Below are 24862 nucleotides of genomic sequence, written 5' to 3'. Positions count from 1 at the left end.
CGGGTCGCCATGAAGCTAGGAGCGGCTTGACGCGTCGTCAACACACGGCGCACGCGTTCCCGGAAAGTCCATCCGAAGGTGCCAGGAATTCCGTCCCCCCTCCGGCGGAACTGTCATCCGGGTCAGTGTTTCCGCGCGCGCCGGGTGCCGTACGGGGCCGCAAGCTTGTGCCGAACCTATTGACCGGCCGGTAACCCCGCCGCATACTCCCCCTGTCCCGGCGGAACCGGCCGCGCCTCCGCCGGAACGCCGCCGGAACACCAACGGACGGACTCCGGACGGACGCCGGACGGACGGATTATCGCTACCCCGAGGAGCGGAATTGGGCGGACCGTGGGAGGGGCTGCCACGCGATTTCTCCACCGAACTCAGAGCCGAACAGCAATCCCTCGCGACCGAGATCATCCGGGAGATCAGATCCGCCGTCCCGGAATTCTCCCGGCCGCTCTCCGGGAAATTCGGCACCGGAATCCAGCAGGGCGTGGAGACCGCGCTGGCCGAGTTCACCGACCGGGTCGCCGGGCTGCCCGCGCCCGGTCCGCGCCAGTTGCGGGTGTACCGCTCGCTCGGGCGCGGCGAACTCTCCGAGGGCCGCAGCCTGGACGCCCTGCAGGCCGCGTTCCGGCTCGGGGCCCGGATCGCCTGGCGCCGGTACGCCCGGGTGGCCCGGCGCCGCGGGCTGGCCGCGGAGCAGCTGGTCACCCTCGCCGAGGCGGTGTTCGCGCACATCGACGAGGTCGCCGCGGCCAGCGTCCAGGGCTACGTGGACGCCCGCACCGACCGGGCCGGTGCGCTCGGCCGGGCCCGCCACCGCCTGCACGACCTGCTGCTGGCGGGCGCCGACCCGGCCGAACTCGCCGCCGCCGCCCGGCTCGCGGACTGGCCGCTGCCCGCGCAGGTCGCCGCCGTCTCGCTCGACCCGGGCCCGGCGCACCGGCAGCCGTCCGCGCCGCCGGCCCGGCTGCCCGAGTACGTGCTGGCCGGGCTGGACGTCCCGCAGCCGCACCTGCTGCTGCCCGATCCGGCCGCCCCGCTCGCCGACCCGCAGCTCGCGGCGGCGCTGCACGGGCGCGGCGCGGTGATCGGCCCGGCGGTGCCGCCCGCCCTCGCCGCGCAGTCGCTGCGCTGGGCCCGGCTGGTCCGGGCCTCCCTGCCGGAGCCGCCGCAGCGCCCGGTCGACTGCCGCGAGCGCTACGCGGACCTGCTGCTGCTCACCGACCCCGCGCTGGTCCGCCTGATCGCCGAACGCCGCCTGGCCCCGCTCGCCCCGCTCACCCCCAAGCAGCGCGACCGGCTCGCCGCCACCCTGCTGGCCTGGCTCCAGACCGGCCGGGGCACCGCCCCCGAGGTCGCCGCCCGCCTGGGCATCCACCCGCAGACCGCCCGGCAGCGGCTGCACCGGGTCCACCAGCTCTTCGGGCCCGCCCTCGCCTCCCCCGACACCCGCCTCGAACTGGAGATCGCCCTCCGCGCCACCGCCACCACCCCTTGACGGCCCGCCCCTTGACGGCCCGCTCCTTGACGGCCCGCTCCTTGACGGCCCGTCCCTTGGCCCCGGGCCGCTTGGCCCCGGGCCGCCCCTTGGCCCAGGGCCGCCCCCCGGCTCCGGCCCGGGACGCGGCGGTCAGTCGGCGGCGGGCCCCTGGAGGGTCCAGCCCGCGGCGGCGACCTCGGGGTGGATGTCGTCGGGGTCGACGGTTTCGCCGCAGTGGTCGCAGACCCGGCGCAGGGCGAAGTCGTGCTCGTGGTGGCGCAGCCGCATGGGCGGCTCGGTGGTGAGCCAGCGGTCGCCCCAGCGCAGCAGTTCGCGGATGACGCCGAGCAGGTCGCGGCCGGCTTCGGTGAGGTAGTAGCCGTCGTGCCGGGGGTCGTCGGGCAGCGGGCGGCGTTCGAGGATGCCGTCGGCGACCAGGCTCTTCAGCCGGGCGGAGAGGCGGTCGGTGGGGGCGGCGGTGTTCTTGGCGATCTGGCGGAAGCGGTGGTTGCCGAGGGAGACCTCGCGGACGGCGAGCAGCGACCAGCGGTCGCCGACGACCTGGAGGGAGGCGGCGATCGAGCAGGGGCGGCCGGGTACGTCGTAGGGGTCGACGTGCGGTGTGGTCATGGGACCAGCCTCCCTCGGATCGGTTTGACAATCAAAGTCTAGGCGGCGGCCCGACCATTGCGGTTTGAATATCAAACCGACTCGTGCTTACCTGAGCCCCATGACTCGGTCGGTTTGGTTTTCAAAGCGCCATGTGGCGTCGACGGTGGTCCTGCTGGCGGTCTTCATGACCAACCTGGACCTGTGGATCGTCAACGTGGCCCTGCCCGCCATGGGCACCTCGTTCAGCACGGCCCAGGGCCAGGCCGTCACCCTGGGCTCCCTGTCCTGGGTCCTCAACGCCTACGCCATCGTCCTCGCGGCGCTCCTGGTCGTCGCCGGGCGGCTCGGGGACCGGCTGGGCCAGCGGCCGGTGTTCCTCGCCGGGGTCGCCGTCTTCACCCTCGCCTCGCTGGCCTGCACCCTCGCGCCGAGCCTCGGCTGGCTGGTCGCGGCCCGCGTCCTGCAGGCGGTCGGCGCCGCCGCCCAACTGCCCACCTCGCTGGCCCTGCTGCTGGCCACCGTCCCGGCCGAGCGGCGCACCCGCGCCACCCGCAACTGGGCCGCCATCGGCGGCCTCGCGGCGGCCGCCGGGCCGGTGGCCGGGGGACTGCTGGTCCAGGTCGACTGGCGCTGGATCTTCGTGATCAACGTCCCCATCGGCGTCGCCACCGCCCTGGCCGGCCTGCGCGCCCTGCCGGCCGCCACCCGACGGGAGGAGGGACGCCTGCCCGACCTGCTGGGCGCGCTGCTGGTCACCCTCGCCGTCGCCGCCCTGTCCGGCGCCCTCGTCCAGGGCCCCGACTGGGGCTGGACGAACGCGGGGACCCTGCTGCTCGCCGCCGCCGCGCTGACCGCCGGGGCCGCGTTCGCCCACCGCTCGCTGCGCCACAGCCACCCGCTGTTCGAACTCCACCTGCTCCGGCTGCCCCGCTTCGGGACGGCCGGCGCCGGCACCTTCGTTTTCGGCGTCGCCTTCGCCGTCATGCTGCTGTCCAACGTGCTGTGGTGCCAGGAGGTCTGGCACTGGAGCGCGCTGCGCACCGGCGTGGCCATGGTGCCCGGCCCCGCCCTGGTGCCCGTCGTCACCCTGCTCACCGCCCGCGCCGCGCAGCGCCTGGGCCACGGCCCGCTGGTCGCCGCCGGCGGCGTGCTCTTCGCCGCCGCCATGCTCTGGCGCGCCGCCTTCGCCTCGCTGACCCCCGACTACGGCAGGGACCTGCTGCCGAGCATGGTCCTGAGCGGGATCGGGGTGGGGCTGGCCCTGGGCACGCTGGTGGCCGCCGGTGTCGCCTCGCTGCCCGCCCACCGGGCGGCCACCGGGTCCGCCCTGGTCAACTCGGTGCGGCAGATATCCGCGACCGTCGGCGTCGCCCTGCTGGTCGCCGTCGTCGGAGCCGAGACCGGCCCCGCCCAGCGCCAGGACTTCCGCCTCGCCTGGCTCGTCGCCGCGGCCCTCGCCCTCGTCACGGCCGGCATCGGTCTGCAACTCGCCCGTGCCACCGCCCGCGCGGGCACGGAGGCGGGTGGGGGCACGGGCCAGGACACCAGCGGGGACGCGCGCGCCGCGTCGGACGCGGGCGGCCCGCGGGCAGCGACGGCGTCCGGACCGGCCGACACCCGCTGACCCGGGTCCGACGCCCGGTCGGGCACCCGACCTGCCGTCAGGTCAGGTGCCCGAGCCGCGCGCAGGCGGCCGACCCGCCCCCGCCGCCGACCGTTCGTCGGCGCAGCACTACCATCGGGCCGACCGGCACGGCGGGAGGGGCCACAGGATGCTGAACGGGCTGGAGTCGCTGGATTCGCTGGACGAGGTGTGCGGGCGGGTGCTGGCGGAGACCGGCTGCCCGTCGGTGAGCGTGGCCGTCGCGGCGGGCGAGGAGCTGGTGCTCGCCCGGGCGTACGGGTGGGCGGACGTGGCGGCGGGGCGGGCGGCGACGCCCGGGACGGCGTACGGGTTGGCCTCGACGACCAAGGCGTTCACGGCGCTCGCGGTCTGCCTGGCCGCGGACCGGGGCCTGCTCGACCTGGACGCGCCGCTGCCGGGCCGGTTCGAGCGCACGGCCCCGACCGCCCGTCAACTGCTCCGGCACCGCGGCGGTTTCCCCGCCTACTACGACTTCCGCTACACCCCCGGCTCCCCCGACGCCGCGCCCGCCCCCGGGTACGGGCCGATCGACATCGACCGCTACCGCAGGCAACTGCACGAGCCGGGCGGCGAGTTCGAGTACGCCAACCTCGGCTACCACGAGCTGGGCCGGCTGCTGACGGCCGTCACCGGGCGGGAGGTGGGCGCGCTGCTGCGGGAGTGGATCGCCGAGCCGCTCGGGCTGGACGGCTTCGCCTTCGGCGCCGCCCACCCCGGGCCGGGGCCGGCCGCGGTGCGGTACACCCCGGACGGGCGGGTCTACCCGACCTGCCACACCGGGCATCCGGCGGCGACCGCCGGCTGGGCGACCGCCGCTGACGTCGCGCTGTTCGCCCGTCGCTCGCTCGGGCTGCCGGCGCCCGGGACGGCCGCGGCGGTGCACGACGCGCCCGCGATCCTCGGTGCCGGGAGCCTCGGGTACGGGCTGGGGCGGGTCGTCCAGCGGACGGCGGACGGGGCGGTGATCAGCAGCCACGGCGGCGGGATGGGCGGTGTCGCGTCGATGATGATCGACCTGCCCGGGCGGGGGCTCTCGGTGGCCGTCCTCGCCAACTCGACCGACAAGTCCGCCCGGGACGCCGTGGTCGCGTACCTGATGGGCGCGCTGGCCCCCGAGTTCGATCCCCGCCACTGCGCCCCGGGCGTCGAACCTGACCTGCCCCTCACCCTGGCCCCGGGCACCTGGTCCGGGCAGGTCAGCGCTCCAGGCGCCACCGTCCCGCTGACGGTCGCCGTGCTGCCGGAGGGGCGGGTCGAGGTCCGGCTGGCCGACCACCCGCCGGTGACCGTCCCGGCCGTGGCCTCCGCCCGCTGGGACGTCCGCCTCGTCACCCCGCTCCAACTCCCCACCCCCGACGCCCTGTTCAACAGCCCCGCCACCGGGCTCGAACTACGGCTGCGGGACGGCGACCTGACCGGCCGGGCGACCGCCTTCAAGGGCGGCGACCGGGAGGGCCTCCTCGGCCCCTACCTCCCCCACCCCTGCGAACTGCGCCGCGCGGCCTGACACTTCACTCCCCGAGCTCCCCGAACTGCCCGCACTCCCCCGCGCTCCCCGCACCTCACTCCCCGCGGAAGAACGCGGCGACGGCCTGCGCTCCCCCCGGAGCGGTCATCATCGCCAGGATCCGGGCCGCCCCGTCGGCGGCCCGGGCCGTCCGGGTGAACATCTCCTCCTCGTAGGCGCGCAGCGCGGCGTCGGCGTCCTCGGTGCCACCGGTGTCGCCGGCGTCACCGGTCTCGCCGGTGAGCGCGGTGGCCAGTTCCAGCGCGTCGCGCATCGCGGCGTTGGCGCCGACGCCGACGGGGGGCATCAGGTGGGCGGCGTCGCCGAGCAGGGTGAGGCCGGGGCGGTGCGGCCAGCGCAGGCCGACCGGGAGGGCGGTCAGCGGGCGGGGGGTGAGCGGGCCGGTGCAGGCGGCGATCAGGGCGCGGCACTCGGGCGTCCAGTCCGCGAACAGCGGGAGCAGCGCGGCCCGGGCGGCGTCGGGGCGGTCGAACGGGATGCCGCAGGTGGTGAGCCAGTCGGCGGCACCGTCGGCGGGGCCGTAGAAGGACAGGCCGACCCGGACGGAGCCGTCGCCGCAGCGCTGGGCGGCGAGCGAGCGGCCCTGGCCGATCACCCAGTAGCTGCCGCGGCCGACGACGGCGGCCAGCTCGGGGTGGGTCAGGTCGATGGCGGGGACGGCGCCCTCCACCGTGTTGACGCCGAGGTGGTCCGGCACGGCCGGGGTGAGCAGCGGCCGGACCCGGGAGCGGGCGCCGTCCGCGCCGATCAGCAGGTCGCAGTCGGCCCGGCTGCCGTCGGTGAACTCCAACTGCCAGCCGCCGGAGCCCTCTTGGACCGGGGTGGCGGTGCGCAGGGCGCGGCCCCAGGCGACCGTTCCGGGCGGGAGGGAGTCGAGCAGCAGGTCGCGCAGGTCGGCGCGGTCGATCTCGGGGCGGAGCGCGGGTGCGTCGTCGGGGGTGTCATCGCGGTGCAGCAGGGTGCCGGTGTGGTCGAGCAGCCGCATGTCCTCGCCCTCCGGGCGGGCGTACCGGCGGAACGCCCGCGTCAGGCCGGCCGCGCGCAGGGCGAGTTGGCCGGTGTCGGCGTGCAGGTCGAGCGTGCCGCCCTGGGTGCGGGCCGTCGGTCCGGCGTCGCGTTCGTAGACCGTGGTCCGGATGCCGCGCACGGCGAGCAGCCGGGCCAGCGTCAGCCCGCCCGGCCCGCCTCCGACGATCGCCACGTCCACCCCGCCTGCCGTACCCGCCATGTCCAGCTCTCCCCGTTCACGTGTCCGCTCGTCCATCCGATACACCGTATCGTGTCGATACGGTGTATCACCAGCGTTCGCCGTATCGTGATCACCGCCGTCCCGTCCCCTCCCCTCCCCTCCCTGCCCCGCCCCCGCTCCTTCCGATCGGAGACCGCCCCATGCCCTCCCGTCACGACGACGCCGCCGGAGCCGGACTGGTCTGGGAGCGCCCGGAGCCGCCGGCGCGGCGGACGCCGGGGCCGCTGAGCCGGGCGCTGATCGTCGCGGCGGCGCTCGAACTGGCCGACGCGGACGGGCTGGAGGGGGTGTCGATCCGCCGGGTCGCGGCAGCACTGGAGGTCGGCCCGATGCGGCTGTACGGGTACGTGGAGACCAAGGCCGAGCTGCTGGAGCTGATGGTGGACGCGGTGTACGCGGAGATCGCCCCGGACCCGGCCGACGACCGGCCTGGCCGGACCGGGCGGCCCGCCCGCCCCGCCCGGTCGACCCGTTCCGGGGAGTGGCGGGAGGAGCTGCGGGCGATCGCCGGACGGTACCGGGCGGCCGCGCTGCGGCACGAGTGGTTCATCGACCTGCTGGGCGGACGGCCGCACCTGGGCCCGAACGCGCTGGCCGCGCGGGAGGCGGCGCTGGCCGTGGTGTGGAGCGCGCCGGGCTTCGCCGGGCGGCCGACCGAGGTGCAGCAGGCGTCGGGGGCGTTCCACGCCTACCTGGCGGGCCGACTGCGGGTGGAGGTGGCGCAGCGCCGGGCGGAGCGGGCGCACGGGCAGTCGGACGACGAGTGGCAGCGGGCGATGGGGCCGTACGTGATGCGGGTGCTGGCGGCGGGACGGCACCCGGTGATGGCGGAGGTGATGGCGGCGGCCGACCACCTGGCCCCGGGCGAGGAGTTCGCGGCGGGGCTGGAGCTGGTGCTGGACGGGATCGCCGCCCGGGCGTCCTGATCCGGGACGCGAGACGCGAGACGCGGTCCGGGCGGACCCGCGAATGCCCCCGGCCACCGTGCCCCCGGAACGGTCGCGCTCCGGCCGCTCCCCGCCTCCGCTCCCCGCCGCCGCCCGCCGCCCCGCCCGCTCGGGAGACCACCGGGGGCCTCCGGGCGCGGGCGGCAGCGATCGGCAGCGGGCGGCAGCGATCGGCGGCGGTCGGCAGCGGTCGGCAGCGGTCAGAGGTCGAACGACACCAGGTGTTCCAGCACGGGCAGCGCCGCCATCAGCGTCCGCCGCTCCCCGTCGGTGAGTTCGGCGGTGCGGCGGGCCAGCACCTCGGAGCGCTGGCGGCGGATGCGGGCCAGCAGTTCGGTTCCCTCCGGGGAGAGTTCGACCAGGACGGAGCGGCCGTCGTTGGGGTCGGGGACCCGGCTGACCAGCCGGGACTCGACCAGGGGGGCGACGGTGCGGGTCATCGACGGGGCGGCGACCCCTTCCAGCGCGGCGAGTTCGCCGAGCCGGATCGGGCCGTGCTGTTCGATCCGGGCCAGCGCGGACTGCTGGGCGAAGGTGAACTCCTGCCGGTCGGAGGCCTGCACCAGTTGCCGGTGCAGCCGGGAGATCACCAGCCGCAGCCGCACCACCTCGGCCGGGTCGAGCCCGCCCTCGCCGCCCTGCCCCACGCCCGCACTCCCCTGCCGCGCCGTCTCGTTCACGTCAGGCCGTTCGCCGGGACACCGCGGTGTCCCCGTCCGGCGCGGCGGCAGCGCCGTCCTCGGGCGCGGGGGCGGCCGGGACGGCCTTGCGGCCGCGCAGCAGCGAGGCCGCCGCGGCGACCAGGGACATCGCGATGGCGAGCGAGAAGACCACCATCAGGCCGTCGTGGAACGGGCCAGAGATCAGGTGCGGGAAGAACTCCCGGCCGGTGAGGGTCTGCGCGTTGGCGGCGGGCAGGCCGGAGAGGACCTGCGGGCCGAGCAGTTCGTGGATCGGGTTGTAGCCGAGGAAGGCCGCGAACAGCGTTCCGACGGGCGGCAGTTGGGCCACCGCGTGGGCGTCCGCCGGGGAGACGCCCTGGCCGGTGAGCCCGTCGCTGAGGGTCTGCGGGAGCGAGCCGGCCAGGCCGGCCACCATCAGCGAGAAGAACACGCCGATGGAGAGCACCATGCCGGCGTTCTGGAAGGTCGCCCGCATGCCGGAGGCGGCGCCGCGGTCGGCGGCCGGCACGCTGGACATCACCAGGGCGGTGTTGGGTGCGGCGAACAGTCCGCCGCCGAGGCCGTTGAGGAACACCAGCAGAGCAAACCACACGTACCCGAAGTCGGTGGGGAGGACCAGCAGCCCGGCGAACGAGGCGGCCATCACGACCAGGCCGCAGGCCGCGAACAGGCGGGCCCCGAAGCGGTCCGAGAGGTAGCCGGCGATCGGGCCGGCGGCCAGGAAGCCGATGGTCAGCGGCACCAGGTAGATGCCCGCCCAGAGCGGGGTCTGCTCGTACTCGTAGCCGTGCAGCGGCAGCCAGATGCCCTGCAGCCAGACGATCAGCATGAATTGGAGGCCGCCGCGGGCGATCGAGCCGAGCAGCGTCGCCAGGTTGCCGCCCGCGAACACCGGGTCGCGGAACAGGCGCAGCGGGAACATCGGCTCGGCGACCTTCGCCTCGATCGCGCAGAACGCGACCAGCACGGCCGCGCCGCCGATCAGGCCGGTCAGCACCCAGGGGTTGGTCCAGCCCATGGTGTGGCCGCCGTACGGCTGGATGCCGTAGGTGATCGCGGCGAGCAGCGCGGTGAGGCCGACGGCGAAGCTGACGTTGCCCCACCAGTCGATCTTCCCGGGGCGGCGGACGCCGGTCTCGTGCAGCGAGCGGTAGGCCCAGACGGTGCCGATGATGCCGATCGGGACGTTCACCCAGAAGATCGACCGCCAGTTCCACTCGGCGAGGACGCCGCCGAGGACCAGGCCGATGAACGAGCCGGCGATCGCGGCGACCATGTTGACGCCGAGCGCCATGCCGCGCTGCCGGGCCGGGAAGGCGTCGGTGATGATGGCCGCGGAGTTCGCCATCAGCATCGCGCCGCCGACCGCCTGCACCACCCGCCAGCCGATCAGCCACAGCGCGCCACCGCCGCCGCCCATCGGGTCGAGCGAGAGGATCACCGAGGTGACCGTGAAGATCAGGAAGCCGGCGTTGTAGATCCGCACCCGCCCCCAGATGTCGCCCAGTCGGCCGAGCGTCACCACCAGGACGGCGGTGACCAGCATGTAGCCCATCAGCATCCAGAGCAGGTAGCTGACGTTGCCCGGCTCCAGCGGGTTGAGGTGGATGCCGTTGAAGATCGCCGGCAGCGAGATCAGCACGATCGAGGAGTTGATCGTGGCGATCAGCATGCCGAGGGTGGTGTTCGAGAGCGCCACCCACTTGTAGCGCGGGTGTTCCGCGCCGATCCACCGTTTCTTCGTGTCCACGTCCGCCATCTCCTGCCCGCCCCCTGGGAAGCCGTGATGATAGTTAGCTGATGTGAACTAAATTACTGCGCGACCGCCTCCCCCCGCCACCCGTCCCGGATGGTGGACCCGGGGCCGCCGTGCAGCAGGACCGGGAGTTCGCGGGGGCCGTTGGAGATGAAGGACTCCAGCGGGCGCAGTCCGTCGGCGGGGACGGCCAGGGTGAGGCGGGGGAAGCGGTCGAAGAGGGCGGCGAGCGCGATCCGGGACTCCAGGCGGGCGAGTTCGGCGCCCAGGCAGTAGTGGACGCCGTGGCCGAAGGAGAGGTGGTCGCGGCGGGTGGCCCGGGTGTGGTCGTAGCGGGCGGCGTCCTCGCCGTGCAGGGCGGTGTCGCGGCCGGTGGCGAGGAAGTTGACCACCAGCAGGTCACCGCGGGCGAAGGTCAGGCCGGTGGCCTCGTCGTGGACGTCCTCGACGGCGAAGCGCGGGAGGATGTTGGCCACGGGCGGCTGGAGCCGCAGGGTCTCCTCGACGGCGTCGGGCCAGCGGGCCGGGTCGGTGCGGAGCGCGTCGAGCTGCCCGGGGTGGGTGAGGAGCTGGACGACGGCGCTGCCGAGCAGGTTGACGGTGGTCTCGTGGCCGGCGCCGATGAGCAGCAGCAGGCTGTCGAGGAGTTCGCGCTCGTCCAGACCGGTGCCGGTCTCCTCGTCGCGGGCCTGGATCAGCGCGGTGGTGACGTCCTCCCCGGGTTCCGCGCGCTTGGCCTCGACCAGCAGGGCGAGTTGGGCGTAGACGGCCTCGGCGTTGCGCAGCGCCTCCTCGGGGCCGGTGGCGGTCTCGAAGAGCCGGCCGATCGTGGAGCGGAACGCGTCGTGCATCGAATCGGGCACGCCGAGCAGGGTGTTGACCACCATCAGCGGCAGGACCCAGGTGAACTCGGCGCGCAGGTCGACGACCCGGCCGGGCGGGTGGGCGGCGAGGCGGTCGAGCAGGTCGGCGGCGATGGCCTCGATCCGGGGGGTGAGGGCGCGGATGCGGCGGGCGGTGAAGGCGGGGCCGATCAGGCGGCGCAGTCGGCCGTGCTCGTCGCCGTAGGCGGTGAGCGCGTTGCGGACGTCGGTCCACATCCGCAGCGGCCAGTCGGCGGGGATCTCGCCGGCCAGGTCGGCGCTCCAGTGCCGGCGGGCGTCCTTGGAGATCCGGGGGTCGGTGAGCAGGCGTTTGATCAGGGCGGGGTCGGTGACGGACCAGGCGGGGACGCCGCCGGGGAGTTCGATCGGCGCGGCCGGTCCGGCGGCGCGCAGGGCTGCGGTCTCGGCGTGCAGGTCGGCGCCGGCGGGGTCGAGTCGGTACGGGCAGCGCTGAGTGTCCATCAGGGGGCTTCTCCGGTACGGGTGTCGGTCCTGGGCAGGCCGATCGGGCCGCCCGTCCGGACGGCCCGATCGCGTGATCGTTTCGGACTGTACCTGTCAGTTTCCTTCGCCGGGCCGGGTTTTCCGACCTCCCCCGCCTCCCCCCGGTTCTGCCGCGTCCTCCCGCTCCGCCGTCGAACGGCCCGCGCCGCCCGGCCCCGCTCCGCCACCGAACGATCCGGCCGGACGCCCGCCCGGACGCCCCTCCACCGCCCGCCGCGGTCCGCCGGCGGCGCGGCCGGAGCCCCACCGCGCCCGGACGGCGCGCAGACCGCGCACGATTCGCGCCGACCACTTCCGATTCCTGTTCGACTCTGCCAGAGTCGTCCGATATCCGGTGCACGGGGCCGGAACGGGGGGACCTGATCATGCTGGGCTTTGTGCTGCGCCGGTTGCGCGGACGGCTGCCGCTGGCGGCTGCGGTGCTGTTCACGGTGCTGACCGCCACCACGGTGCTGACCGCGCTGGTGGCCTTCGACCGCACCGTCGCCGAGGCGGGCCTGCGGCGCGACCTGGCCGGTGGCGGCCGGGTGACGGTGCTGCTGAACGCCGACCACGGGCTGGACGGCAGGTCCGCGGACGACGCCGGAACGGCCGCGCTGGGCGCCCGGCTGTTCGACGGACTGCCGGTCGACACCCGGACGCTGGCCCGCAGCCGGGCGTACGGGCTGCCCGGCTCGACGGCCCCGACCACGGCCCCGCCTTCGACCCCGGCCCCGGCCAAGGCCCCGGCCCACGAGGTGGACCTGACCGTGCTGGCCGCGCTGGACCACGACCGGGTCCGCCTGACGGCCGGCCACTGGCCCACCGCCGAGGGCGCCGCCGCGGGCCCGGGGACGGCCGGGACGGTGCAGGTCGCGGTGCCGGGCGGCGCGCTGTCCCGGCTGGGCCTGACCGCGGACGCGCTGCCCGCGCAGCTGGTGCTCTCCGACCGGTACGGCGGCCTGCCGCTGACCGTCCGGGTCACCGGCGTCTACCGGGCCCTGGACCGGGACGCCCCGTACTGGCGGCTGGACCCGCTGGGCGGCCGGGAGATCCAGGTCCAGGGCTTCACCACGTACGGGCCGATGCTGGTGGACGACGGCGCCTTCACCTCCGGCCTGCTGCCGCAGGGCAGCCGGGGCGCGCTGCTGACCGCCGACTTCGCCACCGCCGACCGGGCCCGGGTCGAGCGGGTCGGGGAGCTGGCGGCCCGGCTGCCCGAGCTGCTCAAGCAGGACAGCCCGGGCTTCCAGTCGCAGACCGAACTTCCCGCCCTGCTGGCCGAGTTGCACTCGGCGACGCTGGTCACCGAGTCCAGTCTGCTGATCGGGGCGCTCCAGCTGTCGGTGCTCGCGGGCGCGGCCCTGCTGCTGGTGGTGCACCTGGTCGCGGAGCGGCAGGCCCGGGAGGACGCGCTGCTCACCGCCCGGGGCGCGACCCGGCGCCGACTGGCCGCCTGGGCCTGCCTGGAGGCGCTGCTGCTGGCGCTGCCCGCCGCGCTGCTGGCCCCGCTGCTGGCCGGGCCGCTGCTGCGGCTGCTGACCGGCTACGGCCCGCTGGCCGGGCTGCCGCTGGAGCACACCGACACGGCCGTGCGCTGGCCGGCGGCGGCGCTGTGCGCGCTGGTGTGCGTGCTGCTCTCGGCGCTGCCCGCGGTCCTGCGGCGCGGCGGGCAGCTGGTGGCGCGCCGTCAGGCGGTGGTCGGCACGGTGGTGCGCTCCGGCGCCGACCTGACCCTGCTGGCGCTGGCCGTGGTCGCCTACCGGCAGCTCTCCGCCCGGTCCGGCGGCCTGTCGGTGGCCTCCGACGGCCGGCTGGGCATCGATCCGGTGCTGGTCGCGGCGCCCACCCTGGCGCTGTGCGCGGGGACGCTGCTGGTGCTGCGGGTGCTGCCGCTGGCGGCCCGGCTGGGGGCCCGGCTGGCCGCCCGGGGGCGCGGGCTGGGCGCGGCGCTGGGCGGCTGGCAGCTGGCCCGCCGCCCGGGCCGGGCGAACGGCCCGGTGCTGCTGCTGGTGCTGGCGGTGGCCACCGGCGTGCTGGCGATCGGCCAGCACGCCGCGTGGCGCGACTCGCAGCGCGACCAGGCCGACTTCGCCGCCGCGGGCGGCCTGCGGATCCAGGGTTCGGCGCTGCCCGCGCTGGGCCAGGGCGGCCGGTACGCGGCGCTGCCGGGCGGCGACCGGCTGCTGCCGGTGGCCCGGGCCGACCTGTCGCTGCCGGGCGACCGGCAGGGCCGCGTCCTGCTGACCGCCACCGCCCGGGCGGGCGCCGAACTGCGGGTGCGGCCCGACCTGTTCGACCACCGGCCGCCCGGGGAACTGCTGGCGCCGCTGGCCGAGCCGCAGTCGCCCGGGGTGCCGCTGCCGGGGAGCCCGGCCCGGATCGAGCTGACCGTCGCGGTGCAGGTGGACGACCGTCCCGGGGAGGACGGCAGCCCGCTCCAGGCGCCCGACCTGTGGCTCCAGCTGCGCGACGGCTTCGGGGCGGTGCACCGGGTCCTGGTGCCGCAGCTGCCGGTCCGGGGCGAGCTGACCGTCCCGGTGGACCTGGGCGCGCTGGCCGCCGCCCCGCTGGGCTCGGTGGCCGCGCCGCTGTCCCTGACCGGTCTCGGGCTGACGTACCCGGCGGGCTGGGGCGAGAGCCGCACCGAGCTGACGGTGCGCCGGGTGGCGGTGGCCGACGGCGCGGGCGGGGCGGCGGTGCCCGTCCCGGTGCCCGCGGGCGCCTGGAGCGTGCAGGCCGGGGACGGCGTCCCGGTGCGGGTGGCCGACGGTGCGGGACCGGACCGGCTGCCGACCGTCGAGTACACCCCCGGCGCGGCGGACCACGACGGGGCCCGGGCCCTGGTGCTGGCCCCGGGCGCCGTCCGCTCCGGCGGCGAGGTCGGGGGCCTGGCCACCCGCGCGTACCTGGCGGCCGTCGGTGCCCGGGTCGGCGACCTGGTCAAGGTGCAGCTCGCCGGCACCTCGGTGCCGGTCCGGATCACCGGCGCGGTCGAGGCGCTGCCGGTGTACGGCACCAGCGCGCTGCTGCTCGACCTGGCCGCCGCCGACCGGTGGCTGAGCGACCGGGGCTTCGACGCCCCGGCCGTCTCCGAGTGGTGGCTGCCCGCCGCCGGACCCGGCGACCGCACCCCGGCCGAGGCGGCGGCGGCGCTGCGCGCGGGGCCGACCGCCCAGCAGCTGACGCTGCGCGAGGAGGACGCCGCGGCCCGGCTCGGCGACCCGCTGAGCGCCGCCCCGCAGAGCGCGCTGGCCGCGCTGGCGGTGGCCGCGGCGGTGCTGGCCGCGATCGGCTTCACCGCCGCCTCGGCCGCCTCGGCGAGCGAACGGGCCGGCGAGTCCGCGGTGCTGCTGGCGCTCGGCGCGCCCCGGCGGCTGCTGACCCGCAGCGCCGCCGCCGAACGGCTGGTGCTGGTCGGCATCGGCACCGGTACGGGGCTGCTGCTCGGCACCGTCCTGGTCCACCTGGTGGTGCCGCTGGTGGTGCTCACCCCGGCCGCCCGGCCCCCGGTCCCCGACGTCCTGGTCGGCCTGCCCCCGGCCCAGGTCCTGGCCCTGGCCGCCGGAACCGCCGCCCTGCCCCTGCTGTCCGCCTTCCTGTTCGGCGGCAACCGCCGGAACCTGGCCGCCCGACTCCGGTCCGCGGAGGAGAAATGAGCACCCCGGCCCCCTGGGCCCGCACCCCCGCCCGGCCGCACACCGCCGTCCGACCGCGTACCCCCGCCCGGCCGTGCACCCCCGCCCGGCCCGCCGCAGCCCACCCGACCGTCCGGCCCGCCCCCGCGCCGGCCGCCACCGGACCCCGCGCCGTCGCGCCGCGCCCCGCGGAGGAGAGATGAGCACCCCCGCCCCCTGGGTCCGCACCCGGCTGCGCACCGCGCCGCTCGCCGCCCTGCTCACCGCCGCCCTGACGCTGGTCCTGGTCTTCCTGGCGGCCGCGCTGCCCCGGGCGCTGGACCGGGGGGCGGACGGCGCGCTGCACGCTTTCCTGCGCGGGTCAGGCCCGGTGGCGACCAGTGTGGTGGTGACGTCCGGCCCGCCCGCGGGCGGCGAGCCGGAGCGGAAGCTGGACGCGACCGCGGCCCGGCTGACCGACCTGATCGGGCCGGTGCTGCCGCTGGAGCCGGGCGGCCCGGTGTACGGGCGCCGGGGTCTGGCCGCGCGTTCGCTGCCCGACCCGGGGCTGGACCGGCCGGAGTCCGTCGCGCCCGAGCTGGCCCTGGTGTACCAGCACGGGGCGCGCGAGCACGTCCACCTGACGGCCGGTCGGTGGCCGGACGCCGGGGCGGCCGGGGGGCCGGTGCCGGTCGTGCTGTCGGCGGCGGCGGCCGAGGCGATGAAGGTGCGGCCGGGCGCGGTGCTGGACGGCGGTGCCTCGGTGCTGTCCCCCACCGCGCGGCTGAGCCCGCAGCAGGTCGAGGTGGTGGGCCTGTACGCGGTCGACGACCCGGCCGACCCGTTCTGGGCCGAGCTGGGGTGCGCGATCGGGGCGTGCCGGAACATGACGCCCTCGCACGGTCCGGGGGACCCCCCGGTGGCGTACTGGTACGCCGTCGCGCTGACCGGCCCGGAGTCGGTGTCCCGGCTGGGCGTCTGGGGCGACGGGGCGCTGGACTACTGGCGGCTGCCGGTGCGGGTGGAGGCGCTGCGGGCGGACCGGCTGCGGCAGACCTCCTTCGGCCTGGCGGCGGTCACCTCGGGGCCGCTCGCGGTCGAGGTGGTGTCCGGCAGCGGGCGGCCCGACGTGCGGATCGACTCCGGGCTGCGGTCCGCGATCGACACCGCCCGGCAGCGGCAGAGCGCGATCGACTCGCTGACCGCGGTCGGCCCGGCCGGGGCGGCGGGGGTGTCCGCCGTGGTGCTGTGCCTGGCGGCGGCGCTGGCCGCCGAGCGGCGGACGGCGGAGCTGCTGCTGCTGCGGGCGCGCGGGGCCGGGATCGGCGGGGTCTTCCGGCGGCTGCTGGGCGAGGGCGCGGCGACCGTGCTGCCCGCGGCGGCCCTGGGCGCGCTGCTGGCCTTCGCGCTGCTGCCGACCCCGCGCCGGCTGCCGGCGGCGGGCGCGGCCGGTGCGGTGGCGCTGCTGGCGCTGCTGGCCTTCCCGGTGCGGGCGGCGCTGCTGCTGCGCGGTGCGGCCGCGGGGGCGGGGCGCGGGCGGCGGCGGCTGGTGGGCGAGTTCGCGGTGCTGGCGGTGACCGCGGCGGCGGTGGCGCAGGTGGTCCGGCGCGGGGTGGCACCGCTGGGCGAGGGGGTGGACCCGCTGCTGGTGGCGGCGCCGCTGCTGCTGTCGTTGACGGGCGCGCTGCTGCTGGCCCGATTGCAGCCGCCGCTGATCGGGCTGCTGGCCCGCCGGGCCGGGCGGCGTCCGGGGGTGGTGGGTTTCCTCGGGCTGGCCCGGGCGGCCCGGGGCGGCGGGGGCGGGCGGTCGCGGCCCTCGGTGCTGCCGCTGCTGGCCCTGGTGCTGGCGGTGGCGTGCGGCGCGGTCGGGGCGACGGTACTGGCGTCGGTGGCCGCCGATCGGGCCGAGGTGGCCCGGTACGCCCTGGGCGGGGACGCCGTGGTCAGCGCCGGGTCGAACACCTCGCTGCCGCAGTCGTTCGTCACGGAGGCCGGCCGGCTGCCGGGGGTGACGGCCGCGCTGCCGGTGTGGATCGACGAGGACGTGGTGCTCTCGCTCGGCGGCGGCGCCTCGGTCCGGGTGAACGTGGTGGTGGCCGATCCGGTCCCGTACGCGAGGCTGGCCGAGGCGGCCGGGCGGGGCCGGTTCGATCCGGCGCTGCTGGCCGGCGACCCGGGCGGCGGGCCGCTGCCCGCGCTGGCCGGCGTCGGTGTCCCGGAGGGCGAGTTCAGCCTGCGGCTGGCGGGCGGCGACGCGGCCCGGATCCGCGTGGTGGGGCACGCGGACGGCACGCCGGCGCTGGTCGGCTCGGCCGGTCCGACCGTGGTGCTGCCCTCCGGTCCGGCCGCCGACCTGGTGGCCCGGATCGGGGGCCCGGCCAAGTGGCTGGCGGCCGGGCGGCCCGACGACGCCGCCCTGCGCGCGCTGGCCGGGCGGCTGCTCGGCCCGCCGGCGGCCGGGGCCGGGACGGGCCACCGGGTGCGGACGGTCGCCTCGGAGGTCGCGGCGCTCGGTGCCGACCCGTTGCAGGCGTCGGCCGTCCGGCTGTTCTGGGTCTCGGTCGGCGCGACGGCGCTGTCCGCGCTGCTGTCGGTGCTGCTGACGCTGCTGCGGGCCGGGCCGGAGCGGGCGGCGGTGCTGGCCCGGCTGCGCACCATGGGGTTGCGGCCCCGGCAGGGGCTGGCGCTGATCCTGGCCGAGGTGCTGCCGCAGTCGCTGGTGGCGGCCCTGGGCGGGGCGCTGACGGCGGTGTGCTGCGTGCTGCTGCTGGGCCCGGCCGTCGACCTTTCCCCGCTGGTCGGCTCGGGCGTCGCGGCGGGGCTGCGGCCGCTGGCCGCCCCGATCGCCGAACAGGCCGTCGGGCTGGCCCTGTTGGCGGTGCTCGCGGTGCTGGCCGAGGCCGCGGTGACCGCCCGCCGGCAGATCACCACCGAGCTGCGGGCGGGGGACGCCCGATGAACCGCACGTCCACCACCGAGCCCCCCGCAGGAGGGACCACCCGATGAGCACTCCGGCACCGAGCCTGGACGAGCTGCGGCGCAGGGCGCTGGCCGCCGCCGCGCCGCGCACCGTCGGCGCCGAACTGGCGATCAGCTGCGAGCGGTTGGTGCGGATCTTCAGCGCCGACGGGATCGAGGTGCAGGCGTTGCAGGGCCTGGACCTGACGGTGGACCGGGGCGACCTGGTGGCCCTGGTCGGCGCGTCCGGCAGTGGCAAGTCGACGCTGCTGAACGTGCTGGCGGGCCTGGACACCCCCACCGCCGGCACCGCCACCGTCGACGGCCACGACCTGCTGGCGATGACCGCGAAGGACCGGCTGCGCTACCGCCGCGAGACGGTCGGCTTCATCTGGCAGCAGACCGCGCGCAACCTGCTGCCCTTCCTGACCGCCGCCCAGAACGTGGCCCTGCCGATGCAGCTGCGCTCCGGGCACCGGGCCGCCCGGCGGCAGCGCGCCCGCACCACCGAGCTGCTGGAGGCCCTCGGCGTCCCCGAACTCGCCCACCGCCGCCCGGCCGAACTCTCCGGCGGCCAGCAGCAGCGGGTGGCCATCGCGGTCGCCCTCGCCAACGAGCCCGCCGTCCTGCTCGCCGACGAACCCACCGGCGAGCTGGACACCGACACCGCCGCCGGCATCTTCGAGGCCTTCCGCACCGTCAACCGCGAGCTGGGCAGCACCGTCGTCATCGTCACCCACGACCCGATGGTCGCCGGCGAGGTCCGCCGCACGGTGGCGATCCGCGACGGCCGCACCAGCAGCGAGGTCCTGCGCCGCACCGAGGTCGACGAGCACGGCACCGAGACCGTCTCCGAGCGCGAGTACGTGATGCTCGACCGCACCGGCCGCGTCCAGCTGCCCGCCGCCTTCCTGGCCGCCCTGGGCATGGAGCACCGGGTGGCGGCGGACCTGGCGGCCGACCACATCGAGCTGCGCCCGGACGACACCCGCTGACCGGCGCTCCGGCGCCCCTCCCGGCTGTCGGACCCGCGCACTAGGCTGGCCCCGTGCCAATGATCATGGATCGTGACGGGGTGGCGGAGCGGCTGGAGCCGTTCCGGCGGGAGCTGACGGCGTACTGCTACCGGATGCTGGGCTCGGCCTTCGAGGCGGAGGACGCGGTGCAGGAGACGCTGGTCCGCGCCTGGTCGAAGTTCGACGGCTTCGAGGGCCGCGCCGCGCTGCGGACGTGGCTGTACCGGATCGCCACCAACGTCTGCCTGGACATGGCCCCGGCCCCGCAGCGGCGGGCCCGCCCGATGGACCTCAGCTCGCCCTGCCCGGCCGCCGCGCCGGACTTGGCGCAGCTGGAGGAGAACGTCTGGGTGGGTCCGGTGCCGGACGCGCGGGTGCTGTCGGGGGATCCGGCGGAGGTCGCGGTGGGCCGGGAGTCGATCCGGCTGGCGTTCGTCTCGGCGCTCCAGAAGCTGCCGGCCCGGCAGCGGGCGGTGCTGATCCTGCGGGAGGTGCTGGCCTGGTCGGCGGCGGAGACGGCGGAGCTGCTGGAGACCTCGGTGGCCTCGGTGAACAGCGCGCTGCAGCGGGCCCGGGCCACGATGGCCGCGCAGGGCCCGGCCGGTGACGCCTTCGACCCGCTGGACGAGACCCAGCGCTCCCTGCTGGCCCGGTACGTGCGGGCCTTCGAGTCGTTCGACATCGAGGCCCTGAAGCGGCTGCTGCATGAGGACGCGGTGCTGAACATGCCGCCGTTCCAGATGTGGGTGCGGGGCGTGGCCGAGCTCGGCGAGTGGTGGCAGGGCGCGGGCTGCGGCTGCGCGGGGTCGCGGCTGCTGCCGGTGGAGGCGAACGGCACGCCGGCGTTCGCCCAGTACCGCCCGGCGGAGGACGGCGCGGGGTGGACGCCGTGGGGCATCACCCTGCTGGAGATCGTCGACGGCCGGATCGCCACCATGACCAACCACATGGACGTGGAGCGGCTGTTCCCGCTCTGGGGCCTGCCGATGCGCCTGACCACCGACCCGCACGCCGCCGATGCCTGACGCACCGCCGGGGTCTGACGCACCGCCGGGGTCTGACGCACCGCCGCAGCCTGACGCACCGCCGCAGCCTGACGCCCCGCCGCAGCCTGACGCGCCGTCAGGCCCGGGCGGTCTCGCGGGTGGCGCCCCAGGAGGCGAGCAGCCGCAGGCGCTCCTCGGACGGGGAGCCGGGTTCGGCGGTGTAGACGGTGAGGACGAGGTCGGGGTCGGCGGTCAGCCGCATCCCCTCGTAGGCGAGGGTGAGGTCGCCGACCGCCGGGTGGTGGAAGTGCTTGGTGCCGGTGCCGTGGTGCCGGACGTCGTGCGCGCCCCAGCGGGTGCGGAACTCGTCGCTGCGGGTGGAGAGTTCGCCGACCAGGTCGTGCAGCCGGCGGTCGTGGGGGTTGCGGCCGGCCTCGGTGCGCAGGAGGGCGACGGTGATGTCGGCGTGCCCGTCCCACCCGGGGTGGAAGCGGCGGGCGGCGGGGTCGAGGAACTGGAAGCGGGCGAAGTTCGGCGGGTGCGGCCCGGCGCCCGCGTAGACGTCGGCGTAGAAGGCGCGGGCGAGCGGGTTGGCGGCGACCAGGTCGGTCCGGCCGTTGCGGACGAACGCCGGGCCGCCGGTGATCGCGTCCAGCGTCCACTGGAGGCTGCGGTGCGGGGCCGGGGTCCGGTCCGCGCGGCGGCGCGGGCGGGTCAGCGCGTCGGAGCCGTCGGCGGCCCGGGCCAGGTGCAGCAGGTGGCTGCGTTCGGCGTCGTCGAGCCGCAGGGCCCGGGCGACGGCCTCCAGCACGGCCGGGGAGGCGCCGGCCAGGTGGCCGCGCTCCAGCCGGGCGTAGTACTCGACGCTGAGGTCCGCGAGCGCGGCGACCTCGCTGCGCCGCAGCCCGGGCACCCGGCGGCGCGGCCCGGCGGGCAGTCCGACCAGGTCGGGGGTGATCTTGGCGCGCCGCGAGGTCAGGAACTCGCGGACCTCCTGGCTGTTGTCCACCCCTCCGACAGTACGCGCCCGCGCCGCCCGGAGGGGTGCACCACCGGTGCACCCCTCCGCGGTGCCTGGCCCCGCGCCGGGCGGCGCGCTTGGCTGGAGGGGACGCACTTCCCACCCCTTCCTCAGGAGCACCCGATGGAATTCCTCCCGCAGCAGCCCACCGGCCGGGGCCCGGCCGAGTGGTTCACCGGCGACGTCTGGTGGGACGTCCTCGCGGCCGGCGCGGAGCCGTCCCGGCTGCGCGCCAACCTGGTCCGCTTCGCGCCGGGCGCGCGGACGCACTGGCACACCCACGCGCTCGGCCAGACCCTGCACGTGGTCTCCGGCACCGCCCTGGTCGGCACCCGGGACGGCACCGTGCTGGAGGCCCACCCGGGCGAGAGCGTGGTCTGCCCGCCGGGCGAGACGCACTGGCACGGCGCCGCCCCCGACCGTTTCACGGCCCACCTGGCGCTCTGGGAGGCCACTGCCGACGGCACGCCCGAGACCGTCTGGGCCGAGCCCGTCACCCCCGAGCAGTACGGCGCGCCCCGGCACCGGAGCGATCCGGCCGCGCGGTGACGTCCGGGGCCGTGCCGCGCCCGCTTCGAACCGGCCGCCCGGGACGGCGAGTTCCCACCGGGCACCGCCCCGCCCGCCCCGGCCGCCCTCGCCGCCTGCCCGGAGCAGCCGCACCGGACCGCCGCCCACGCCCCGCAGCGCCGACCCCGCCCCGCCCTCCCCCACCGCGTCCGCACGACAAGACGCTTTCCAGCCGATCGGAGAATCACCCGTTGGAGGGGAAGCCCGTCCTCTCCCCCGGCCCGCGCGCCCCGCGCCCCCATCATCGGGGACGTGGAACTCGCTCCCGCCCCACCGCAGTCCGCCTACCCGGTCCTGGTCGGCGGCGTCCCCGCCCCCGGCGACGGCTGGGTGCACTGGCCCCGCAGCAGCGCGATGCTCCGCGAGCCGTACGAGGTGCTCGCGCTGAAGGCCCGGCTCGACCACGGCCGCGCCGACCCGGCCGACCACGCGGACCCGCGACTGGTCGGCCGGGTGGCCCGCTCGACCCCGGAGCAGGCCGCCACCGCGCTGGCCCGGGCCCGCGCGGCCCAGCCGCTCTGGGCCCGGGTGCCGCTGGAGCGGCGGCTGGAGTTCGTCGCGGCCTTCCACCGCCTGCTGCGGGAGCGCGCCGAGGAGGTGGTCGGGGCGCTGGTGTCCGAGGGGTACCCGGTGCGGGTGGCCCGCTGGTCGCTGGCCGCGGCGCTGGACCTCACCCACCCCGACACGCTGGCCCACACCCGGGCCGCCATGCGCTGGGAGGGCGAGCAGGACGGCCGCCTGGTGCGGCTGGTGCGCAAACCGGACGGGGTGGTCGGCCTCAGCCCGGCCCGCAACGCCCCGATGCTCACCGCGACGGCCGCCGTCCCGGTGCTGGCCGGCGGCAACGCGGTGGTGGTCAACGCCCCGCCCACGGCGCCGCTGAGCACCGCGTTCGTCTTCCACGAGCTGGTCGCCCCGCTGCTGGCCGCGCACGGCGCCCCGCCCGGCGCGCTCAGCGTGCTCTGCGCCCCCGACCGGCCCACCCTGCGCACCTGGCTGGCCTCGCCCGACTGCGACGACGTGTTCTTCTTCGGCGGCCCGAAGCAGGGCGCGGAACTCGCCCGTGTCTGCCTGGAGCAGGGCAAGAAGCCCGTCCTGGAACTGGCCGGCAACGACGCCCTGGTGGTGTGGCGGGACGCCGACCTGCCCCGGGCCGCCGACGCCGCGGCGGAGCGCTACCACGGCTCGGGCCAGCTCTGCTTCGCCCCGAAGTTCGCCCTGGTCCACCCGGCCGTGGCCGACCGCTTCACCGCCCTGCTCCAGGAGCGGGTGGCCGCGCTGCGGATCGGCCCGCCCGAGGACCCGGACGTCGTGCTGACCCCGGTGGTCAAGCGCGCCCAGTGCGCGGACGTGCTGGCCGACGCCGTGGCCAAGGGCGCCGAACTCCTCTGCGGCGGCGAGAGCGTCGACGTGGACGGCGTCCCGACGGCCCGGGGCCCGTTCGTCCGCCCCGTCCTGCTGCGGGCCCACGGGCTGGCCGTGGCCGCGACGATGCGGGCGGTCGCCGAGGAGACCTTCTTCCCGCTGATGTGCCTGGTCGTGCCGACCGGGCCGGAGCCGGACGGCGCCCTGCTCGACGCGCTGATCTCCTTCGTCAACGCCAACCCCTACGGCCTGCGCAACTCGCTGTGGGCCCGCGACCCGGACGTCGTCGACCGGTTCACCGACGAGGTCGTCAACGGCGGCGTGCTGAAGGTCAACGACAGCCACATCGGCACCCTCCCCGTCCTGCCCGTCATCGGCGGCACCGGGCTCTCCGGCGGCGCGCACGGCGAGGCCAACATCCCGATCCTGCGCACCACCCGCCTGCAGGGCATCAGCATCGGCCCCCGCTCCCCCGAACCGTCCGACGCGTGATCCGCACCACCCGCGAGAGAGGCACCCCCCATGACCGCGCTTTCCGGCACGCCGCTGCTCGACCGCAAGATCGCCCTCTGCTTCGGCCACCTCGACGCCGACGGCAACGGCACCGTCGACCGCGAGGACCTGCTCACCCTGGGCGCCCGGCTGCTCTCCGAGTTCGGCGAGCCGCCGACCTCCCCCAAGGGCACCGCCCTGATGGCGGGCATGGCCCGCTACTGGGAGGCCCTCGCCGCGGCCGCCGACGCCGACGGCGACCGGCGGCTGACCCCCGAGGAGTACCGCGCGGGCATGACCGGCGCCTTCCTCACCTCCCCCGACGGCTTCCGCACCGCCCTGCGCCCGCTCACCGAGGCGGTCGTCGCCCTGCTCGACACCGACGGCGACGGCGAGGTCGACGAGCGGGAGTTCCAGTCCTGGCAGCAGGTCTTCCGCACCGCCCCCGAACACCGCGCCGCCGCCTTCCGGCACCTCGACACCGACGCCAGCGGCAGGCTCAGCGTGGACGAACTGCTCACCGCCCTCCAGGAGTTCTACCTCAGCCCCGACCCCGACGCCCCGGGCAACTGGCTCTACGGCCCGCTCACCTGACCGGCCCGGCCTCCGGTCCGGAGAACGGGAACCGCCCGGGTGCCGCGCGTCGCGGCACCCGGGCGGTTCCCGTCCCCGTCGTTCCTCGGGCTCGTCCCCCGGGCCCGTCCCTCAGGCGGCCTTCGCCTCCGCCGAGACCTGCGCGGGCTCGGGCGGGGAGCCCGCGGGCCTGCGGAAGAAGAAGTAGAGCGTCGGCACCAGGTAGAGCGCCCAGACCCAGACCTGGACCTTGGTCGGGTTCGGCTGGAAGTTGAAGACGCCCTTGAGCAGCGTCCCGTACCAGCTGTCGGCCGGGATGGTGGAGGAGATGTCGAAGGCCAGCGCGCTCAGGCCGGGGATCCAGTCGGCCTCCTGGAGGTCGTGCACGCCGTAGGCGAGGACGCCCGCGGCGACGACGACCAGCATGCCGCCGGTCCAGGTGAAGAACTTCGCCAGGTTGATCTTCAGCGCGCCGCGGTAGAACAGCCAGCCGAGCACCACCGAGGTGAGCAGGCCGAGGGTCGCGCCGACCAGCGGGTTCCAGCCGTCGCCGGTGGCCTGGACGGCGGTCCAGATGAACAGCGCGGTCTCCAGTCCCTCCCGGCCGACGGCCAGGAACGCGGTGACGACCAGGGCGACGGTGCCCATGGCGAGCGCGGCGTCCAGCTTGCCCTGGAGTTCGCTCTTCAGGTGGCGCGCGGTGCGGCGCATCCAGAAGACCATCCAGGTCACCAGGCCGACCGCGATGATCGACAGGCTGCCGCCGAGCGCCTCCTGGGCCTCGAAGGACAGCTGGTTGGAGCCGAACTGGAGCAGCGCGCCGAAGGCCATCGCCAGCACGACGGCGCTGCCGACGCCGGTCCACACCGGGCCGAGGCGGTCCCTGCGGTCGGTCTTGACCAGGTAGGCGATCAGGATGCAGACCACCAGGCTGGCTTCGAGGCCCTCGCGCAGGCCGATCAGGTAGTTGGCGAACACGGCGTTCTCTCCAGGGTGAAGTGGG

18 protein-coding genes are annotated in these 24862 nt (G+C 76.6%); 11 read left to right on the top strand and 7 right to left on the bottom strand.

The genetic code is table 11. The features are described 5' to 3' along the window. The first annotated feature begins 322 nt into the window (after positions 1-322). Positions 323-1492, top strand: coding sequence for a helix-turn-helix domain-containing protein (locus ACIP60_RS07505; protein WP_400681064.1), 1170 nt, complete (start codon positions 323-325; stop codon positions 1490-1492). 132 nt (positions 1493-1624) lie between these two features. Here ACIP60_RS07505 and ACIP60_RS07500 read toward each other — a convergent pair whose 3' ends face one another. Continuing rightward, positions 1625-2104: a helix-turn-helix domain-containing protein gene (locus ACIP60_RS07500; RefSeq protein WP_100834517.1), complete on the bottom strand. Its 480-nt coding sequence runs from the start codon at positions 2102-2104 to the stop codon at positions 1625-1627. A gap of 133 nt (positions 2105-2237) precedes the next feature. Here ACIP60_RS07500 and ACIP60_RS07495 point away from each other — a divergent pair, with 133 nt between their 5' ends. Both ACIP60_RS07495 and ACIP60_RS07490 read left to right on the top strand, forming a co-directional pair. After that, positions 2238-3710 (top strand): MFS transporter, encoded by a 1473-nt coding sequence (locus tag ACIP60_RS07495; RefSeq protein WP_400681062.1) that lies wholly within the window; start codon positions 2238-2240, stop codon positions 3708-3710. A gap of 148 nt (positions 3711-3858) precedes the next feature. After that, entirely contained in the window at positions 3859-5238 is a 1380-nt protein-coding gene (locus ACIP60_RS07490) for a serine hydrolase domain-containing protein (protein ID WP_400681060.1), read from the top strand. A gap of 55 nt (positions 5239-5293) precedes the next feature. Here the strand turns inward: ACIP60_RS07490 and ACIP60_RS07485 are convergent, their stop codons facing one another. Then, positions 5294-6487 (bottom strand): FAD-dependent oxidoreductase, encoded by a 1194-nt coding sequence (locus ACIP60_RS07485; RefSeq protein WP_400681057.1) that lies wholly within the window; start codon positions 6485-6487, stop codon positions 5294-5296. A gap of 161 nt (positions 6488-6648) precedes the next feature. On the opposite strand from ACIP60_RS07485, the gene ACIP60_RS07480 reads away from it, so the two are divergent. Next, positions 6649-7434: a TetR/AcrR family transcriptional regulator gene (locus tag ACIP60_RS07480; protein WP_400681055.1), complete on the top strand. Its 786-nt coding sequence runs from the start codon at positions 6649-6651 to the stop codon at positions 7432-7434. 221 nt (positions 7435-7655) lie between these two features. Here the strand turns inward: ACIP60_RS07480 and ACIP60_RS07475 are convergent, their stop codons facing one another. From ACIP60_RS07475 to ACIP60_RS07465, 3 genes are read right to left on the bottom strand one after another with little or no spacing between them, the layout of a single operon-like run. Continuing rightward, positions 7656-8135: a MarR family winged helix-turn-helix transcriptional regulator gene (locus ACIP60_RS07475; protein WP_400681052.1), complete on the bottom strand. Its 480-nt coding sequence runs from the start codon at positions 8133-8135 to the stop codon at positions 7656-7658. Position 8136: 1 nt separating this feature from the next. Next, positions 8137-9897, bottom strand: coding sequence for an MFS transporter (locus tag ACIP60_RS07470; RefSeq protein ID WP_400681050.1), 1761 nt, complete (start codon positions 9895-9897; stop codon positions 8137-8139). Positions 9898-9950: 53 nt separating this feature from the next. Continuing rightward, the gene (locus ACIP60_RS07465) at positions 9951-11240 is read right to left on the bottom strand and encodes a cytochrome P450 (RefSeq protein ID WP_400681047.1); all 1290 of its coding nucleotides are present in this window, start codon (positions 11238-11240) and stop codon (positions 9951-9953) included. A 407-nt stretch (positions 11241-11647) separates the two neighbouring features. Between ACIP60_RS07465 and ACIP60_RS07460 the strand changes: the two genes are divergently transcribed. The 4 genes from ACIP60_RS07460 to ACIP60_RS07445 all read left to right on the top strand — a co-directional run bounded on the left by ACIP60_RS07460 (position 11648) and on the right by ACIP60_RS07445 (position 19877). Then, positions 11648-14920, top strand: a complete 3273-nt coding sequence (locus ACIP60_RS07460; RefSeq protein WP_400681045.1) for an FtsX-like permease family protein — start codon at positions 11648-11650, stop codon at positions 14918-14920. A gap of 178 nt (positions 14921-15098) precedes the next feature. Then, positions 15099-17837 carry a hypothetical protein gene (locus tag ACIP60_RS07455; RefSeq protein WP_400681043.1) on the top strand — a complete coding sequence of 913 codons (2739 nt, stop codon included), beginning with the start codon at positions 15099-15101 and terminating at the stop codon, positions 17835-17837. 43 nt (positions 17838-17880) lie between these two features. Beyond that, complete coding sequence (locus tag ACIP60_RS07450; protein ID WP_400681040.1) at positions 17881-18831, top strand: ABC transporter ATP-binding protein; 951 nt, start codon at positions 17881-17883, stop codon at positions 18829-18831. A 59-nt stretch (positions 18832-18890) separates the two neighbouring features. Next, entirely contained in the window at positions 18891-19877 is a 987-nt protein-coding gene (locus ACIP60_RS07445; protein ID WP_400681572.1) for a sigma-70 family RNA polymerase sigma factor, read from the top strand. A gap of 97 nt (positions 19878-19974) precedes the next feature. Here the strand turns inward: ACIP60_RS07445 and ACIP60_RS07440 are convergent, their stop codons facing one another. After that, positions 19975-20955, bottom strand: a complete 981-nt coding sequence (locus ACIP60_RS07440) for a helix-turn-helix domain-containing protein (RefSeq protein WP_400681038.1) — start codon at positions 20953-20955, stop codon at positions 19975-19977. A gap of 27 nt (positions 20956-20982) precedes the next feature. On the opposite strand from ACIP60_RS07440, the gene ACIP60_RS07435 reads away from it, so the two are divergent. The 3 genes from ACIP60_RS07435 to ACIP60_RS07425 all read left to right on the top strand — a co-directional run bounded on the left by ACIP60_RS07435 (position 20983) and on the right by ACIP60_RS07425 (position 23880). Then, entirely contained in the window at positions 20983-21408 is a 426-nt protein-coding gene (locus ACIP60_RS07435; protein WP_400681036.1) for a cupin domain-containing protein, read from the top strand. Positions 21409-21681: 273 nt separating this feature from the next. Then, positions 21682-23286: an aldehyde dehydrogenase family protein gene (locus ACIP60_RS07430; RefSeq protein ID WP_400681035.1), complete on the top strand. Its 1605-nt coding sequence runs from the start codon at positions 21682-21684 to the stop codon at positions 23284-23286. 30 nt (positions 23287-23316) lie between these two features. Continuing rightward, a complete protein-coding gene (locus ACIP60_RS07425; protein ID WP_400681033.1) occupies positions 23317-23880 on the top strand; it encodes an EF-hand domain-containing protein in 564 nt (187 codons plus the stop codon). 111 nt (positions 23881-23991) lie between these two features. Here the strand turns inward: ACIP60_RS07425 and efeU are convergent, their stop codons facing one another. Then, the gene (efeU, locus tag ACIP60_RS07420) at positions 23992-24837 is read right to left on the bottom strand and encodes an iron uptake transporter permease EfeU (RefSeq protein WP_400681031.1); all 846 of its coding nucleotides are present in this window, start codon (positions 24835-24837) and stop codon (positions 23992-23994) included. Positions 24838-24862: the final 25 nt, after the last annotated feature.

Origin of the sequence: Kitasatospora sp. NPDC088783 (assembly GCF_044750705.1) — a bacterium.
GTDB lineage: Bacteria > Actinomycetota > Actinomycetes > Streptomycetales > Streptomycetaceae > Kitasatospora > Kitasatospora fiedleri.
Note: the sequence above shows the minus strand (reverse complement) of the source record. Positions and strands in the feature narration are given on the sequence as shown.